General features: G+C 41.2%; 16 protein-coding genes, 1 tRNA gene and 3 pseudogenes. 2 read left to right on the top strand and 18 right to left on the bottom strand.

Annotation, left to right across the window (positions count from 1 at the left end; translation table 11 throughout):
- Window positions 1-26: 26 nt before the first annotated feature.
- From RG608_RS09775 to RG608_RS09745, 7 genes and pseudogenes are all read right to left on the bottom strand, one after another.
- Window positions 27-98, bottom strand: a tRNA-Arg gene (locus RG608_RS09775).
- A 40-nt stretch (window positions 99-138) separates the two neighbouring features.
- Window positions 139-486, bottom strand: coding sequence for a 50S ribosomal protein L19 (rplS, locus tag RG608_RS09770; protein ID WP_009660455.1), 348 nt, complete (start codon window positions 484-486; stop codon window positions 139-141).
- Between the two features lie 118 nt (window positions 487-604).
- Window positions 605-930, bottom strand: a pseudogene (gene crcB / locus RG608_RS09765) (fluoride efflux transporter CrcB).
- A complete protein-coding gene (gene crcB / locus RG608_RS09760; protein WP_308946922.1) occupies window positions 927-1,301 on the bottom strand; it encodes a fluoride efflux transporter CrcB in 375 nt (124 codons plus the stop codon). Before crcB (RG608_RS09760) ends, crcB (RG608_RS09765) begins: the two are co-directional and overlap by 4 nt.
- Window positions 1,301-1,564, bottom strand: a complete 264-nt coding sequence (locus tag RG608_RS09755; protein WP_002930629.1) for a chorismate mutase — start codon at window positions 1,562-1,564, stop codon at window positions 1,301-1,303. The genes crcB (RG608_RS09760) and RG608_RS09755 overlap by 1 nt, the downstream gene beginning before the upstream one ends.
- 212 nt (window positions 1,565-1,776) lie before the next feature.
- Window positions 1,777-3,159: a Fe-S cluster assembly protein SufB gene (gene sufB / locus RG608_RS09750; RefSeq protein WP_308946921.1), complete on the bottom strand. Its 1,383-nt coding sequence runs from the start codon at window positions 3,157-3,159 to the stop codon at window positions 1,777-1,779.
- Window positions 3,160-3,282: 123 nt separating this feature from the next.
- Window positions 3,283-3,723 carry a flavodoxin gene (locus RG608_RS09745; protein ID WP_268687820.1) on the bottom strand — a complete coding sequence of 147 codons (441 nt, stop codon included), beginning with the start codon at window positions 3,721-3,723 and terminating at the stop codon, window positions 3,283-3,285.
- A 105-nt stretch (window positions 3,724-3,828) separates the two neighbouring features.
- Between RG608_RS09745 and RG608_RS09740 the strand changes: the two genes are divergently transcribed.
- Window positions 3,829-4,764, top strand: a complete 936-nt coding sequence (locus RG608_RS09740; protein WP_268687819.1) for a bifunctional oligoribonuclease/PAP phosphatase NrnA — start codon at window positions 3,829-3,831, stop codon at window positions 4,762-4,764.
- Window positions 4,765-4,871: 107 nt separating this feature from the next.
- Window positions 4,872-5,114, top strand: a complete 243-nt coding sequence (locus RG608_RS09735) for a type B 50S ribosomal protein L31 (protein ID WP_002895374.1) — start codon at window positions 4,872-4,874, stop codon at window positions 5,112-5,114.
- 209 nt (window positions 5,115-5,323) lie between these two features.
- Here RG608_RS09735 and RG608_RS09730 read toward each other — a convergent pair whose 3' ends face one another.
- From RG608_RS09730 to uvrC, 11 genes and pseudogenes are all read right to left on the bottom strand, one after another.
- A complete protein-coding gene (locus tag RG608_RS09730; RefSeq protein ID WP_268687818.1) occupies window positions 5,324-7,261 on the bottom strand; it encodes a CAP domain-containing protein in 1,938 nt (645 codons plus the stop codon).
- 715 nt (window positions 7,262-7,976) lie between these two features.
- Entirely contained in the window at window positions 7,977-8,267 is a 291-nt protein-coding gene (locus tag RG608_RS09725; protein ID WP_268687817.1) for an AraC family ligand binding domain-containing protein, read from the bottom strand.
- Window positions 8,268-8,299: 32 nt separating this feature from the next.
- Window positions 8,300-9,037: an LD-carboxypeptidase LdcB/DacB gene (gene ldcB, locus RG608_RS09720; protein ID WP_268687816.1), complete on the bottom strand. Its 738-nt coding sequence runs from the start codon at window positions 9,035-9,037 to the stop codon at window positions 8,300-8,302.
- 328 nt (window positions 9,038-9,365) lie between these two features.
- Window positions 9,366-9,680, bottom strand: a complete 315-nt coding sequence (locus tag RG608_RS09715; RefSeq protein ID WP_268687815.1) for a rhodanese-like domain-containing protein — start codon at window positions 9,678-9,680, stop codon at window positions 9,366-9,368.
- A complete protein-coding gene (locus RG608_RS09710; protein WP_308946919.1) occupies window positions 9,673-10,635 on the bottom strand; it encodes a zinc-binding alcohol dehydrogenase family protein in 963 nt (320 codons plus the stop codon). Before RG608_RS09710 ends, RG608_RS09715 begins: the two co-directional genes overlap by 8 nt.
- 273 nt (window positions 10,636-10,908) lie before the next feature.
- On the bottom strand, window positions 10,909-11,397 hold the full coding sequence (locus RG608_RS09705) for a prolyl-tRNA synthetase associated domain-containing protein (RefSeq protein ID WP_308946918.1): 489 nt from the start codon (window positions 11,395-11,397) through the stop codon (window positions 10,909-10,911).
- Between the two features lie 12 nt (window positions 11,398-11,409).
- Window positions 11,410-11,994 (bottom strand): uracil-DNA glycosylase family protein, encoded by a 585-nt coding sequence (locus RG608_RS09700; protein WP_268687812.1) that lies wholly within the window; start codon window positions 11,992-11,994, stop codon window positions 11,410-11,412.
- 53 nt (window positions 11,995-12,047) lie between these two features.
- The gene (gene pepV / locus RG608_RS09695; RefSeq protein ID WP_268687811.1) at window positions 12,048-13,454 is read right to left on the bottom strand and encodes a dipeptidase PepV; all 1,407 of its coding nucleotides are present in this window, start codon (window positions 13,452-13,454) and stop codon (window positions 12,048-12,050) included.
- A gap of 69 nt (window positions 13,455-13,523) precedes the next feature.
- A pseudogene (locus RG608_RS09690) lies at window positions 13,524-14,133 on the bottom strand (nitroreductase family protein).
- A gap of 298 nt (window positions 14,134-14,431) precedes the next feature.
- Window positions 14,432-14,904, bottom strand: a pseudogene (locus tag RG608_RS09685) (DUF4274 domain-containing protein).
- A gap of 84 nt (window positions 14,905-14,988) precedes the next feature.
- On the bottom strand, window positions 14,989-16,824 hold the full coding sequence (gene uvrC / locus RG608_RS09680) for an excinuclease ABC subunit UvrC (RefSeq protein ID WP_002930667.1): 1,836 nt from the start codon (window positions 16,822-16,824) through the stop codon (window positions 14,989-14,991).
- Between the last annotated feature and the right edge of the window lie 101 nt (window positions 16,825-16,925).

Raw genomic sequence — 16,925 nt, 5'->3', positions numbered from 1 at the left:
AAATGACGTAGTTTTTTTCATATCCATGTCCCCTGCCGGAATCGAACCAGCAACTACTCCTTAGGAGGGAGTTGTTATATCCATTGAACTAAGGGGACTTAGAGAAAAACTCTGCCCAACGACAGAGTCTTTCTAAGATTAACGGCGAATTTCTTTGATACGCGCTGCCTTACCTTGCAGTGCACGAAGGTAGTACAATTTAGCACGACGGACTTTACCGTAACGAACGACTTCAATCTTGTCAACACGTGGAGTGTGGATTGGGAAAGTACGTTCAACACCGATACCGTTAGAAATTTTACGAACGGTGTAAGTTTCTGAGATACCAGCACCTTTACGAGCTATAACCACACCTTCAAAGATCTGGATACGTTCGCGAGTTCCTTCGACAACTTTCGCGTGAACGCGGACAGTGTCACCAGGACGGAATGCAGGGATGTCAGTACGAAGTTGACCTTCAGTCAAGCTTTGGATTAATGGATTCATTTTTTCTACTCCTATCTTACTAATCTTAAGGTTCATGACCGCAGCGGATTAGCCGTTTTTTGTGCTTCCATTAGGCACAAACTATATTATATCAAAATTTCTAAAAATGTAAAGATATTTAAATGAAAATTCCCAAAAGAATCGCTAAAAATCCGAGGATATAGGTCAAAGCCAAATAGAGAACAAATTTCTTTCGCTCCGAAAAGAGCTCTGCCAACTCAGCATTCAAGGTGGAAAAGGTCGTCAGTCCACCACAGAAGCCTGTTGCTAAAATGACATAAAGCTGCTTGTCTTCTATATGATTATAAAAATATCCAATAAAAAAGCACCTAGCAGGTTTGCCAATAAAGTCCCAATCGGCAGATATGCTCTGCTATTGACCTTGGAGAAAACATAACGCACAAGAGAACCAGCGCCGCAGCAGATTAATATCGCCCACATCATGACTTCACCTGCTTTCCAGCCCATAGGGCGATTGCAAGTCCACCACCTACACTTAAGACTAGATAGATAAGAAGCTCCATATAGCGCCCTGAATCTGCTAGTTTGATACTGTCTAGCAGAAGACCAGAAAAAGTCGTCAAACCTCCGCAAAAACCGGTTGAAAGCGCTAGAATTAGGCGCTGAGACTTAACTTTACTGCTAAGATAGCCCTTGATGATATAGACCAGCAAAAAAGTTCCCAAATAATTGACCAGTAAGGTAGCCAGCGGAAATGAATCATCAAACACTGATATGAGCGCTACTTGGTAACGTAGCCAACCGCCTACCATCGCAGATAAAGCCACAGCTATCGAGTTCTGTACTTCTTTCATTAGAGCTTTTTATTTTGAAATTCACGCGAACGTTTTAAAATGTCAGAAAAGGTCGCAACAACAGTTTCCTTGTAGTCCTTATTTTCAACCTTATCCGCCACTCTGGCAAAAATCACATCTTCTCTCTTGCTATCCAAGACAGCTGTGCCTGTTAATTTCTTTAAAGCCACGACTTGGCCAACCAGATTCATGCGTTGCTCCAGCAGGGCAACGATTGCATCATCAACTTGATCAATTTCCTGTCTGATTTCTTCTAACGTCATCTACTTCCTCCTTGTATCCTATCTATCATATCAAAATATAGTAAAATTTTCTAGTTTAATTCTAAATAAAAAGGTTTCAAGGACCTCGGATTAAGGGGAACTTGCAGAGCCGAGTCCCTATCTAAATATTAAAAAGGTCCACTGGACCTTATTAAAGGGAACTCGCTTTTGCGAATTCTCATCAGCAGATTAAAAAGGTCCACTGGACCTTTTTAACCAACCGATCCTTCCATACTCATGTTGATGAGTTGGTTGAGTTCGACGGCGTATTCCATTGGAAGTTCTTTGGTAATGGGTTCCATAAATCCGTTGATAATCATAGCTGTGGCTTCTTCTTCACTAATGCCTCGGCTCATCAGGTAGTAGAGCTGGTCCTCAGACACTTTGGAAACCTTGGCTTCATGCTCTAACGCTACATTTGAATTATGGATTTCATTAAAAGGAATGGTGTCGGAACTGGACTCACCATCCATCAGAATGGTATCGCACTCGATATGAGATTTGGAGCCAGCGCTATTCTTGCCAAAGCGAACCTGCCCACGATAGTCTGTCTTGCCGCCATCCTTGGCCACTGATTTAGAAATCAAGGTACTGGAAGTCTTGGGCGCATTATGAAAAACCTTGCAGCCCGCATCTAAGTGCTGACCATAGTTGGCAAAGGACATAGAGAGGACAGAAGTCCGTGCATTTCGGCCATTAAGAATGCTACAGGGATATTTCATATTGACCTTACTGCCTAAGTTACCATCAATCCACTCTAAGGTGCCGCCCTCCTCAACAATCCCCCGCTCCGTTACGAGGTTATAGACATTGTCCGACCAGTTTTGAATGGTCGTATAGCGGAAAAAGGCATCCTTTTTGACAATGATTTCGACATTTGCCGCATGAAGACTATTGCTTGTGTAAGTCGGTGCTGTACAACCCTCGATATACTGGATAGAGCCACCCTCCTCGATAATCATCAAGGAGCGCTCAAACTGGCCGGCATTTTCACCATTGATACGAAAATAGGTCTGAACAGGAACTTGGCACTGGACGTTCTTGGGTACATAGATAAAGGTTCCTCCAGACCAAACCGCACTATTAAGCGCAGAAAATTTATGCTCAGCATTTGAAATCACAGTACCAAAATACTGCTTGACCAAGTCCGGATATTCCTGGACAGCCGTATCAGTATCAGTGAAGATAATCCCCAGTTTGGCAAACTCTTCTTTCATATTGTGGTAAACCACTTCAGATTCATACTGAGCAACTGCTCCAGATAGAAACTGCTTCTCAGCTTCTGGAATTCCCAAGCGGTCAAAGGTTTTCTTAATCTCTTCTGGGACTTCATCCCAACTGCGAGCCCTATCTCCGCTTAGCTTTTGATAATAAATAACATCATCAAAGCGAATCCCTGACAAATCAGGGCCAAAGTCGGGCATAGGGAACTTATGAAAGAGTTCCAAAGAGCGCAGACGATAGTCCAGCATCCACTGGGGCTCATTCTTGATTTCTGAGATTTCTCGAACTACTTCTTCTGTCAGGCCTTTACCAGTCGAAAAGAGCGGCTTGACATCATCATGAAAGCCAAAGGCATAGTCGCGTTCTTTCATAGGAACTCCTCCTTTATCTGATGGATAGCGCTTACCTACATTATACTCCTAATCATGAGAATTGTCAGAAAATAACACTTTCGCACAAAAAAACGGCCGCAGCCGTTTCATCTATCTATCACTTTAAACTTTACTAACCAAGCCTTCTGTAAAAGCTTCCAAGCGTGCAATATCATCATCTTCCGCAGATAGGTCCACTTTAACACTTTCTGCGCCCTTAAGTGCTCCTGTAGCAGCAAAGGCAGCATCAAAGTCATCGACAGCCTTGCAGAATTCGTCATAGAAAGTATCGCCTGAACCGACTACTCCGTAGACCTTGCCAGACAAATCCAATCCGGACAAGTCTTCGTAGAAGTCCATCATCTCATCAGGCAGCTCACCATCACCATAGGTATAGGTCGCTACAATCGCAATATCTGCTTCCAAGAAATCTTCTGCATCGACAGTGGTGCACTCGTCCACTTCAACTTCTACATCCAGGTCTCTTAGCTTATCCGCCACAATATCAGCAATTTCCTCGGTGTTTCCAGTCATGCTGGCAAATACAATTTTCGCTAAGGTCATAGTTTCCTCCAAATTCTAATCTGCTCTCATTATATCATATCTTTTTTATTTTAAAAATAAAAACTCTTATGCTACAATGGGTAAAGAAAGTTGACGAGGTTATTTATGACTCTTTATCATGATATTTTAAGTAAGATCAAAGAATATGATACTATTATCATCCATCGCCATATGAGGCCTGATCCCGATGCGCTTGGCAGTCAGGTCGGACTGCAAAAGCTGCTTCAGTACCACTTCCCAGAAAAGACAATCAAAGTGACAGGCTACGATGAGCCCAATCTCATGTGGCTAGCACAAATGGACCAAGTCGCAGACGAAGAATACCAAGAGGCCCTAGTCATCATCTGTGATACCGCTAATACAGCCCGTATTGACGACCAACGCTACACGACAGGCGACTTCCTAATCAAAATCGATCATCATCCTGACGATGAGGTTTACGGAGATATTTCTCTAGTTGATACAAGCTCTAGCAGTGCCAGTGAGATGATCGCTCTCTTTGCCTTTGAAAATGACTTAGACTTGAGCAAGGAAGCTGCAGAACTCCTCTATGCTGGTATCATCGGAGACACTGGCCGCTTCCTTTATCCTTCTACTAGCGCCCGCACATTCGAAGTAGCTGCCAAGCTGCGCCAGTACGATTTCGACTTATCAGCCTTGTCTCGCAAAATGGACTCTATCAGCCGCCAAGTCGCTAAACTGCAGGGCTATGTATATGAGCAATTGGAAATAGATGAAAATGGTACTGCGCGGGTCATTCTGCCTCAGGAAGTTTTACAAGCCTATCAACTGACTGATGCTGATACTGCAGCCATTGTCGGGGCACCTGGACGAATTGAAGAAGTCGGTCTGTGGGCTATCTTTGTTGAGCAGCCTGAAGGTCACTACCGTGTCCGCATGCGCAGCAAGGTTATTCCTATCAACGGTATTGCTAAAAATCATCATGGCGGAGGACACCCACTAGCCAGTGGAGCCAATGCATTTTCTAAAGAAGAAATTGAGCAAATCTACACCGAGATGAAAGAATTGGCAAAAAAGTAAGAAATTAGTCTAAAAGTCTTGTCAAATCAACCAGAATTTGATAAACTATCAAAGTAACTAATCTATGGCTCGCAAAGAGACCATGGCAGAAAGGAAATTTTTGTAAAATGAGAAAAGATATTCATCCAGAATACCGCCCAGTTGTCTTCATGGACACTTCTACCGGCTACCAATTCCTTAGTGGTTCAACTAAGCGTTCAAACGAAACAGTTGAATTCGAAGGTGAAACTTACCCATTGATCCGTGTAGAAATTTCATCAGACTCACACCCATTCTACACTGGACGTCAAAAGTTCACTCAAGCAGATGGACGTGTGGATCGTTTCAACAAAAAATACGGTCTCAAATAATCATAAGCACCAATCGGTGCTTTTTTTGTACTCAAAAATTTCTTTTCGCCTTTTTAAAACTCTAAACTTTCTTCACACCTGCTACTTTTGCTTCCTAGTTAACTCAACAAAAAAACTCCAAAAGTCAGAAGGTTAAATCCAACTTTTGGAGTGTAGTTTATATGCAACCAAAGATTAAGAGCACAGATGTTTAGGAAGATACTTCCTTATTATTTATAGCTGTAAGCCCAGTAATAAACACCATTTCCGTCTACAACTGTCGCTACTGCACCTTCAGTTACGTTAGGATCAAGAAGCAATTCTCTCAGACCGCTGTTAGCCCATTTCTTAACGACAACTGATGCATCTTCATCACGACGTCCAACAAAGCCTGAGCTATCGTATTGACGTGAGATTTCATTTACTTTTGGAAGTGCTTGATTTTGATAAATGTCTTCTGACCAAGTCAGCTCTTTCAAGCCTTGAGCTTTACGCTCTTCATTAATTTTAGCGAAAGCTTCTTTAGCTTTTGAAACATAGTCATAGTTTGTATCGTTTGTTGCTTCAACACGGTAAACAAACTTAACGTAACCAAATTCTACATCACTGTATTTCTTATCCTCAACACCACTCTTAAGGTTTGCAATCAAGACATAATCCTTAGCATATGGGTTTTCTTTAGTATTCTCAAAGATTTCTGGATCTTCGATTTCCCATTCAACTTTGGCATCCCATCCTGCGTTATCAAGGAACTTAGGATTCATCTTTTCGATAACGTAGTTCTTGAACTCTTCAACGTTCTTGAATGGCAGCGGTTGACCTGCTTTAGCAGTTGTCACTAGGTTAGTTGAGTACAATTTCACGCTAGAGTCTTTATCACTGTACATGTATTCATCATCTGCAGTGTTTTCGTGAAGTTTAGGATCAAGAGCTGGATCGTTTGGATCAGTCATGCCTTGCAGTTTCCATTTGTCACCAAACCATTTCCAATACGCTGAATATCCTGTACGTTCTGAATCAGAAGGCACGTAGTAGTAATGAGTGCTTCCGTCGTAGTAGTAGTTTGGATCTTTCTCAAGAGCTTTGTCACCTGGTTTTCCAGACGGGTAAATCAATTTGGGAACTCGTCCATTCGGTGCCCATGCCAAGTGCTCAAGACCTTCTGCTGGTTTTTCAACATATGGAGGAATTTGATCTTCACTTGGTTTATCAGTTGTTACCAAACCAGGAGTCTCTGGCACAGCAGGTGTTGTTGGAGTTTCTGGTTTTGGTTCTGCTGGTTGCTCTGGTTTAGGAGCAAATGGATCAAACTCACCTTCTGCACCACCAATTGGAGGATTTTCTGGCAAATCAACACTTGGAGTTTCTGGTTGACTTGGTACCTCTGGTTTTGGTTCTGCTGGTGTAGTAGGCTCATCTGGTTTATCAGTAGGAGCTGGCGTTGGTTGTTCTGGTTCCGCTGGAGTCGGAGTTGGAACTTCTGGTTTTGGCTCCTCCGGCTGGCTTGGAGTTGTTGGATTAGTTGAGTTATCAGCGGAATCCTTAACAAACACCCACTTACCATTTTGATAGTAGTAATAGTCGCCATTATCCAATACATAGTAATGATAACCATTTTCATAACGATAATGCGGATCGTTTTCCAAGTTGTTATTGGATGTGCTGTTATTGTTAGTATTTGTCAATGGCTTCCACTCACCATCACGATAGATACGGTAAGAACCATCTGTCATACGGTAGTAATGGTTACCATTCCAGTAAATGTAGTTTTCATCGTTTGCAAGATTGTTATAATTATTCCAACCATTATAGCCATAATTGTTGCTATAGTTGTAATTCCAGTTGTTATAGCCTGGATAATAGTTATTATAACCATAGTTGTAATTATAGCCATTGTAGCCGTAGTTATAGCCATAATTGAAGTTATTGTAACCATAGTTATAATTGTTGTAACCATAGTTCCAATTATTATAGCTTGGATAATAATAGTTATTGTAGCCATAATTATAATTGTTATAGCCGCCATTCCAGTAATTATAGCCTGGTTGATAGTAATTATAACCATAGCCATAATCTTGTGCTTCAACATTATTCGCAAGAGCAATTGCTGGAATAAAAGCTGCTGCAGCCACAACAGATCTTGATAAGAGTCTGAAACGATTGTTCATATTAATTAAACCTCCAAAGTGACCAACATCACTTCATATTTTTGTGGGGGGAATTTATCTTTTGTGCACAACTTCATAAAAAAGAATTTCTCAAAAAATGCCAGCTGGCAGCTGACCACTCCATCTTTAGCAAATGGTAAAAACTCGAATCACTAGTTAGTGACTCCACCTAAATAAAGGCTGCACCATAAATGTTTTTATATCATTTGTTTAAGAAAGCAAGTAGTCAATATGCTTGAAAATACTTTTTTATGCATATCTCACCCTCAATTCGAATTATAGCACAAGAAATTTTTGAATGCAAGCATTTTAGTTAACAACCTGTAAATTATTTTTATGGGTATTTTTTTATAGTTCGTATTTTTGTTTGGTTGTTATTATTATATGGTGATAAATAATTATATTCTGCTTTTTATCCGAACTAAAAGTTCGTAATAATGTTTATAATTTGATTTACATATTGTAAATTATTTTTAATTTTTCTTTATAAAAGCATTTTTCATAGAGAAATTCTATTTTCCTTATTTTTGCTTTAAGTTTATTTTAAGCTTATCTTAAGGCTTTTTTAAGCATATATTAAGTTTGTTTTAAGAATCAAAGAATCTGTTTGCGGATTTTTTGCTTGTGGGTTTTTATGTACAGAAATGAATAAGTGTTAAAAAGTAGTAAAAAATACTAGAAGCATTTATTCCAACTTCTAGTATTTTTGTATTTATTAATATTTGAGTTGTTTGATAACCAAGAGGTGACTATCTTCTTCTCCAACTAGGCTGTGTAGCTCATTGGGCTCCATCGTTAGAAAGGAACCTGCCACCAGCCGTACAGTATGCTCTCCAGCAGAAAAGCTTACATTTCCTGATAAACAAACGACTGTTACTAGTGCATCAGCACTGTGCTCTGGTACTTCTTTTCCTTTAGCAAGATGCAGATGATGGATGATTCTGCCTTCTTCTTGCACAGGTGTTTCTGCAAAATCATTATTGGGATTGGTAACAAAAAATTTCATTTTCTTCCTCCTTGTAACGGATAATAGGATGATTATTCTTCGTAATCACCGCCAGTAATGCCGAAATATTCTTCTAAAGACTTACCTGATTGAGCAATTTCCTTGGCTTCTTGACCAATATAGCGTAAATGCCAGCTTTCAGGCATGTAGCCAGTTGAACCTTCCTTACCCTCTAGATAGCGAACGATAAAACCGTATTTATAGGCGTTATCTAGAAGCCACTGACTTGCTCCCGCTTCTTGTACGAGATTGCCATTTTTATCAATCAAGTCAAATGCCAAACCAGTTTGGTGCTCACTGTAGCCTGGGCGAGCCGAATAGCGGTCTGCAGCAGCCTTACCATCCTGATTGACATAATTTTGATAGAGTTCTGTCTGAGTATCGTAGCTGCGAAAACCGCTGTATTGATCGCTGATAGCATAGCCTTGTGCCTGCATGTCTGCAATCAGTTTGAGCAATTCTGCTTTAGCAGTCGCATTCTCACCTGGATTATAGGAAGCAGACAAAGGATAGTGTTTATTGACAACGAGAATCTCATCATATTTCCCTTTGACACTGTAGTAGCTGCCGTTATAAGAAACATTTTCGTCAATATTTTTGACTTCTTCTGCCTTGTTTTCTGCTACTTGACTAGAAACCGATTTTTCCTGAGACACAGAAGAATTAGGCTGATTACCTCCAGTACTGCTGTTATTACTCTTGCTGTTCGTAGAACAAGCTGAAAGGCTGAAAACAGCTACGCTTAGAAGTAATAATTTCTTGTATTTCATATTGATTATAATCACCTTCCAATTGAAAAAAATTAAGACTGTTCTGAACTCGCATTACCCAGTCAACGACTTTTTGCCACCATGAATTACCAAGTGTTTTGGCCTGGAGACTAGTTTGTTTGCTTAATCCCAAATCGTTCTAACCAACTGCGTTTAAACAAATTCTTCTTACTTTAGTTGGGAAGAACTTTGTTTTTTTAGAAATGTCTAAGCCAATCTTCTTTTGACATAGATATTCTCCTATCCTCAATTTATTATACTACTATAGTATACAAAAAAAGGGCCGGAAATTCAATCTATTCCGGCATTTGCTCTTCTTAATCGCTTGTCATATCGTCAATTTAGCAGGAAAAGCTTCCACTCCTCCTTCGACATTGATTACTTGGTAACCCTTGGCTTCTAAAAATTCGCAGGCACGCGCTGAACGCCCGCCTTTTTGGCAGATGATATGGTAGGGGATTTGTTTATCTAATTTTCCATAATTCTTAGGCAAGCTGCTGAGAGGCAGATTCTGAGCCCCAGAGACATGTCCAGCTGTAAATTCGTCCACCTCGCGGACATCAATCAACTGCAGTTCTTCTGCCTGCAATTTGTCATATAAATCTTTCGCACTAATTTTTTGCATCATTTTTCTCCTATTCATTCATAATTACAATTTTTCCAAAACCTGCCGTCTCCTCTATAAAAGCATGAGCTTTGGGCACTTGCTCTAGGGAAAAGACACGCCTTGGTGTAACATTGACCTGATAGCGGTCAATATAGTCAAATAATTCATCCATCAAATCTTGACTCACATGAGCAGAGTGAAAACTTGTTAGAAAACTGTTGTTTTTTATTTCCTCAATTGGATTGAAATCTTCTAACTCCCATTGCCCACCCAAGAGTCCGGTAACGCAAATAATACCGCCCTCGGCAATATGGTCAAAAGAATCCTTGACAGTTGCCGGACCAACCAACTCAAGGATTTTATCAAACTTATCCTCTGTTTCCAGTCGGCCATCCTGGTCTATAATGATATCGTCGTAGGCTTGGTGCTTGAGTAGAAACTGTTTGGAACCACTATTGACCGAGCCCACGATATGTGTATCTGGAAACTGTGCCTTGACCAGACGAGCAAAGGCCAAACCGACACCGCTAGTAGCAGCCCGAACCAAAATCTTGTCATTGGGCTCAATGCGCAGATTTTTCATGGAGCCTAGAGCAGTATAATAGGTTTCTGGCACTGCTGCCAGCTCAGTCCAGGTCAGATTGGTCTCAACTGTATAAATTTGATCATTCGGCAGAAGGACATACTCAGCATAAGAACCGTCAAAAGCTCGCCCCATTTCTCCCATGATGGAAACCACTTTCTGGCCAATCTCTAAATCTGCTCGAGTCGTCTTGGCCACTTGGCCAACACACTCAATACCTAAAATCCGAGGGAAGGTGACACTAGGCGATAAACCCTCACGAGTAAAAATCTCCGAGTGGTTAATCCCAAATCCTCTGACCTTGACCAGAGTCCAGCCCCCTTGAAGTTCTGGAATCGGTCTTTCTTCTAGCAAAAGCTTTTCTGGGCCACCCGCTTCGTAAATAACTATAGCTTTCATCGTTTCCATAGAATCACCTCGCTTTCTACAAAATTTAGCATTCTAAGCTTAGACTTTTCAAAAAATCAGTTAGATTCCTGCAAGATCTAATAATTCTTTGACAAAACCATTAGCTAGCTGTTGGAGAATCTCCTGAGGGAAACCAAGTGGCTGGACACGTCCTTCATCCAAGATCAAGATAGAGGTACAGAGGTGCTAGCAAACGAGTGATACCAATCTGCTAGGTTTAATCACTCGAAAGAGAAGCTGGATAGCGTTCCTCTAACTCAGCAAAACGGTTAGTTAAAGCTCAAGAACTTGGTAAGAATAACCTAAATCTTGCAAGAATTTAAATAAATCTCTTGTAGAGATAAAAATAGTTTTTTCATTAGTATTGGGATGGAAAGTCATGATATCCTCTGATACAATGTCCCTATCAAAATAAACTTGAATGTCCTTCTCCTCATTGTTGAGAAGGCCAAAGGGAGATACAGTTCCTGCTGGTAGGTTCATTTTCTCTGCCAAGGAGTCCAATGAGGCCATACGAATCCGATCGGCTCCCACTTGAACTTTAAAGTCATCCATATCCAATCGTTTCTTGTCATCCATAATGAGTAGGTAATACTGGGTTTTCTTCTTATTGGTTAAAAACATAGTCTTAGTCCGAACACCCTCCATGCCTTCAATATAGCTATCTGCCTGCTCTGTCGTAAATGCAGGTGGGTGCTCCACCACATCAAAGGTGATCCCCAACTCTTGCAACTTGTTAGCTACTTGTTGATAAGCATCCATAGTTTTTCTCCTTTATTGATGAATAATCTTTTGCACCAACGCTTGCAAGTCTGGCACAACCTGCTCTGCAAACCAAGGATTTTTAGCCATCCAGATTTGGTTGCGAGGCGATGGGTGAACCAAAGGAAAAAAGTCTGGCAGATAGTCTTGATAATGCTGAACCGTCTCGGTCAGCTTGATATTTCCTTTTTGATGCAGATAATATTTCTGTGCATACTGACCAATCAAAATGGTCAGCTCAATATCTGGCAAAAGCTCTAAAATCGGCTGATGCCATTTGTCCGCAAAGCCCTTACGAGGTGGTAAATCTCCAGACTTCCCATGCCCCGGAAAATAAAAATCCATGGGCAAAACCGCAAAGTATCCAGAATTATAAAAAGTCTCTTCATCGACACCCAGCCATTTTCTCAGCCGCTCACCACTCTTGTCCTTCCAGTAAAGCCCTGCCTCTTGAGTTTTCAGCCCCGGCGCTTGTCCAACAATGTTAATCCGTGCATTCCGAGGCGCCGCAAAAAGCGGCTTGATTCCCTGCTTCGTAAATTCTTGATTTTCTGAATCAGCCATGATGGCCTTAGTAATATCATCTAATGTATGCATAGCAGCTCCTTGCAAAGAAACTCATTTGGCAAGACCAAACGAGTTCTTCTTTTTTATTTGATTAATTCGTAGATAGCTTCTGCGTAAATGGCCGCAGCACGGAAAAGGTCTTCTACATCTGTAAATTCATTGGCTTGGTGCATAGTATTGACATAGTCTGGGAACATGGCGCCAAAAGCCACACCACGCTTCAAAAGACGGCCAAAGGTTCCACCACCAATGACTTGCTCGTGTCCTTTGAGACCTGTTTGTTTTTCGTAAACACTCAAAAGAGTTGCTACCAATTCATCATCTACTGGGACATAGTGCGGAGTGTGTCCGTGCTCAGATAGGCTTACTGACACAACACCAGCAACTTTTTCAAGACTGGCCTGAATCGTTTTCGGATCAGTTCCTTGCGGGTAACGGATGTTCAGAGCAATAGTATTGTCAGCTTTAGCACTATCAAAATGGAAGACACCAGCATTCATGCTAAGAGAACCCATTTTAGCATCTGTATAAGCAATTCCTAACTTCTCACCTGTAAAGTCTTCGTGCAGAACTTGAGCCGCAACTTCCAGATAAGCCTTGGCATCACCAGCAAAGTCAAATTGGTTGAGGAAGAGAGCTAAAAAAGTGGCTCCGTTGATACCATCCTCTGGTGTAGAACCATGAGCTGATTTCCCAATGACTGTCACTTCAAGAGTATCGCCATTTGCTTTCAAACTAGCTGAAAGCTTGTGGGCAGCAGCAAAGTCTTGTAATTTCCTATCCAATTCCACAGCATTAACTGTTGCTGTAAAAATAGCTGTCGCTGATTCTGGCACCATATTCTCACGAAGTCCGCCAGTGAAGCTCTTAAGTTTAAAGCTGCCATCATTACTGTTACCAAAGTGGAGATATTCTGTGATATTCCCTTTTTCACCGTTTATGATTGGAAATTCTGCGTCTGGTGAGAAACCAAAGTCTGGCTCAGGTAGGCCAACATGCTTGAAATAATAGTCCATGTCTTGCCAACCGGATTCCTCGTCTGTCCCCACCACAAAGCGAACGCGCTTAGATACTGGCAATCCCAAGTCTTTGATGATTTTCAAACCATAGTAACAAGCCATGGTTGGACCTTTATCATCAGATGAACCGCGCGCATAAAGCTTACCATCAATAATTTCAGGTTTGTAAGGATCTGTATTCCAGCCACTCCCAGCAGGAACCACATCCATGTGGGCAAAAATCCCAAGTTCTTCCTCACCCTCACCAAAAGTAAAGTGACCAGCATAATTGTCCACATTCTTGGTTTCATAGCCATCGCGCTCAGCGATTTCTAAAAACTTATGCAGAGCTTGAACAGGACCAGGTCCAAAAGGATGTTCCTTGTCTGCCTTGGAGTCATCACGCTCTGAGTTAATTTCCAAAAGGCTGAACAAATCAGCTAAGAGAGCTTCTCTGCGTTTTTCAACTTCCGCTTTAAAATCAATTGTCATTATTTCACCCCAACTTTAAATTCGATTTAAATCAATAAAAATATGAATTAAATCGTAAACATGCCTATATCAACGTTTCTCAATGATTTCATCAACTGGCAAACGATAACTAGGTTCTAGTTTTTCATCAGTATAACCAACAGTAATCAAGAGTTCCGGACGGAAACGCCCATCAATTTCCAGAACCTCATTAACCTTAGATTTATCGAAGCCTAAGATGATGTTAGATCCGATACCTTGGTCAGTCAGAGCCAGAACAAGATTGATTCATAGCCACTAGACCAGCATTGAGAGCTAAATAATCGCTCTTTTGTTGTTCACTATAGTGAGCAAACTCAGCTGGCAGATTCTGCATATAGAATTGGAGCTGCTCGTCAGAGAAGTTTCTCACTCCAGCCACACGCGCAATCTTACGAGCCCGCTTGGTCAAATCTGTATCAGTAAAGAGGGCAATGGTCACTGGAGCTTCCTTAATCTGGTCCACATTTCCACCGAAAGCTGTCTCTGCTAGAGCCCGATTACGCTCCCGCACCACAACGAACTTCCATGGCTGGCTATTGTGAGCACTGGGTGCCAATGTTGCAATTTCAATGGCTGTGCGAACATCCTTTGGATCCACAGGTTTGTCATTGAAATGCTTGGTCGCATGACGCTTTTTATTGAGTTCTAGAAATTTCATAAGTCGCATCCTTTTCTAAATATACTAGTTTCATTTTATCATATTTTGTAAGAGTTTGCAGGAGTTTTTCATTCTCTATAAGATCTGACTATCAGTACTTGCCACTTGATAAGATTATTCTGTAACAGAGGTTTCGTTTTCTTCATTCTGGCTACTTGAATATCTTAAGCCCTTAATTAAATCGCTATAACTAGAGCTTCTTTCTTGGTCAAAGACATTCTTAAAGTTTTAATTTTTCATAGATGTCTCAAGTCTCGGTTTAGGTTTTCATTTTTCAGATGTTCAACTAATTATTTAATTAAATTACTATATTCAAATCTTTACCAGAAACTCCATCAAGGAAAATTGGATTTGATGCCGGTTTTAATTTTTCAGTTTAAATTTTTGAATTCTCGTTATTTCGGGTTGAAAAGAGATATTTCCATTCGGAAATCTCTTTCTGAAAATTTTAACATAGACATCTTTTACAAAATCTTCCCATTCCTTAGATGAAGAATTTGCAAAGGCTGCTTCTGCATTTAATAAATACCTGATGCCATCTGCACGATAAAAAGCTAATAAAGCAATTGAAAGAGTACACTTAGAATGATTAATAACTGCTTGGGGCACTTCAAAACCATTATCCCAATTGTAATTATCAAGTAATACAAACAGTTCATCTTCTGTTTGAAGACTATTAATATACGATACAGCTTTAGCATTGCTTTCAGTATACAAAATATCAGATATTTTTTGTATTTGATGATTATCTATTCCCAAAGACAACTCCATTATAATAATTATAATTTTCCCATTTTTTAAAGCTTTCATTTAAGTTTATTTTATAAAACTCTCTTAAAGCTGACAAATTGATTTTCAATCTATGTCTACAATTGGTTCCGCCACCTCTCGCAACTGTGCTTGTTCCTGCTCCTGAGTTTTCGGATTCAACTTTCTTTGCACCGCTTCTGCCACTGCTCGTGGTACGCCGACTTCGACGATTTCATCAACACTGGCTTCTTTAATCTTGGTTAGAGATTTGAAGTGTTTCATAAGGTTTTGCTTGCGTTTTGGTCCCAAGCCTTCAATGCCATCTAGCTGCGATGAGAAGGAACTCTTAGACCGGAGCTGGCGGTGGAAGGTAATTGCGAAGCGGTGGACCTCATCTTGGATACGCTGGAGTAGGAAAAATTCCTGCGAATTGCGGGATAATTCTACAACCTGCAGAGGGTCACCAAAGAGCAATTCATGGGTCTGGTGCTTGTCATTTTTTTGCAGTCCAGCGATGGGAATATCCAATCCCAGCTGCTCCTGAATAACTTCTTTAGCGACATTGACTTGGCCCTGTCCACCGTCAATGACAATCAAGTCTGGTGGAGTTAGTCCGTCACGAATTACCCGACTATAGCGGCGCTTAATGACCTCTCGCATACTAGCGTAGTCGTCAGGTCCTACCACAGTCTTGATCTTATACTTGCGATAGTCCTTCTTACTTGGTTTACCATTGACAAAGACCACCATAGCTGATACAGGACTGGTCCCCATGATGTTGGAGTTATCAAAAGACTCAATACGAACAGGTGTCGGAATGTTAAGGAGCTGCCCTAGATTCTCAATAGCCCCATGAGTCTTTTCAATAGATCTCTCCAAAAGGTCAAATTTCTGCTGAAGACTGACTCGGGCGTTTTTGATAGCCAGATTGACTAACTGTTTCTTCTCGCCTCGCTGGGGCTTAAACACCTTGGTATCCACCATGGCCCGTACAGCTTCTTCGTCAATATCTGGCGGAATCAAAATTTCATTGGGCTTGAGGTGGGATTTTTCCTGATAGAACTGGCCGATATAGGTCAGAAAATCTTCGTCCGGATCATTGTAATAGGGAAAAAGGTTGACATCACGCTCGATTAGCTTACCCTGACGGACAAAGAAAACCTGTACGCACATCCAGCCCTTATCCACATAGTAGCCAAAGACATCCCGATTCTGCAAATCCTTGGCCATGACCCGCTGCTTGGTTCGCAGGGTGCCAATGGACTGAATCAAGTCGCGGTACTCCGCTGCCTTTTCAAACTCCATAGCTTGCGCTGCGCCAGCCATTTTTCCCCGTAAATCCTCAATAATCTGGTCATCCTGACCCTTGAGAAAGGCTGCCACCTCCTGGGCTAGCTCCTTGAAATACTGGCTGTCTACCTGGCAAATAGTGTGGGCCTTGCACTGCCCCAGATGGTAGTAAAAGCAGACCTTTTCAGGTGGATTGGTACACTTACGAAAAGGAAAGAGCCGATCTAAAAGCCGCTTGATTTCATTGGCCGCTCCGACATCCGGATAAGGACCAAAATAAAGCCCACCGTCCTTTTTGACTTGGCGCGTGATGATGAGGCGCGGATAGGTCTCATTGGTAATCTTGATAAATGGATAGGACTTATCGTCCTTGAGCATGATATTGTACTTAGGCTTGTTTTCCTTGATTAGATTGATCTCCAGAAGCAAAGCCTCAATATTGGACTCGGTGACAATAAACTCAAAATCCTCAATCTCAGAAACCAGAGCCTCCGTCTTGGTATCATGGCTACCACGAAAATAAGAACGAACCCGATTGCGAAGATTCTTGGCTTTTCCGACATAGATAATGGTATCGTTTTTGTCTTTGTGAATGTAACAGCCGGGACTGGTCGGCAACAGTTCCAGCTTTGATTGGATTAGCTTATTCATAGGTCTATTATAGCAAAAAAGGGAAGCATTCAACAGGTAGACACTAGATTATTAGAAAATCATAAGTTTGATTCTTTTCATAGGTAATGATGAACTATAAC

The organism is Streptococcus sp. IsoGale022, from assembly GCF_031142805.1.
In the GTDB taxonomy this organism is placed as follows: domain Bacteria; phylum Bacillota; class Bacilli; order Lactobacillales; family Streptococcaceae; genus Streptococcus; species Streptococcus sanguinis_A.
The sequence above is the reverse complement of the archived record's forward strand: the minus strand, read 5'-3'. Positions and strand labels throughout refer to the sequence as shown.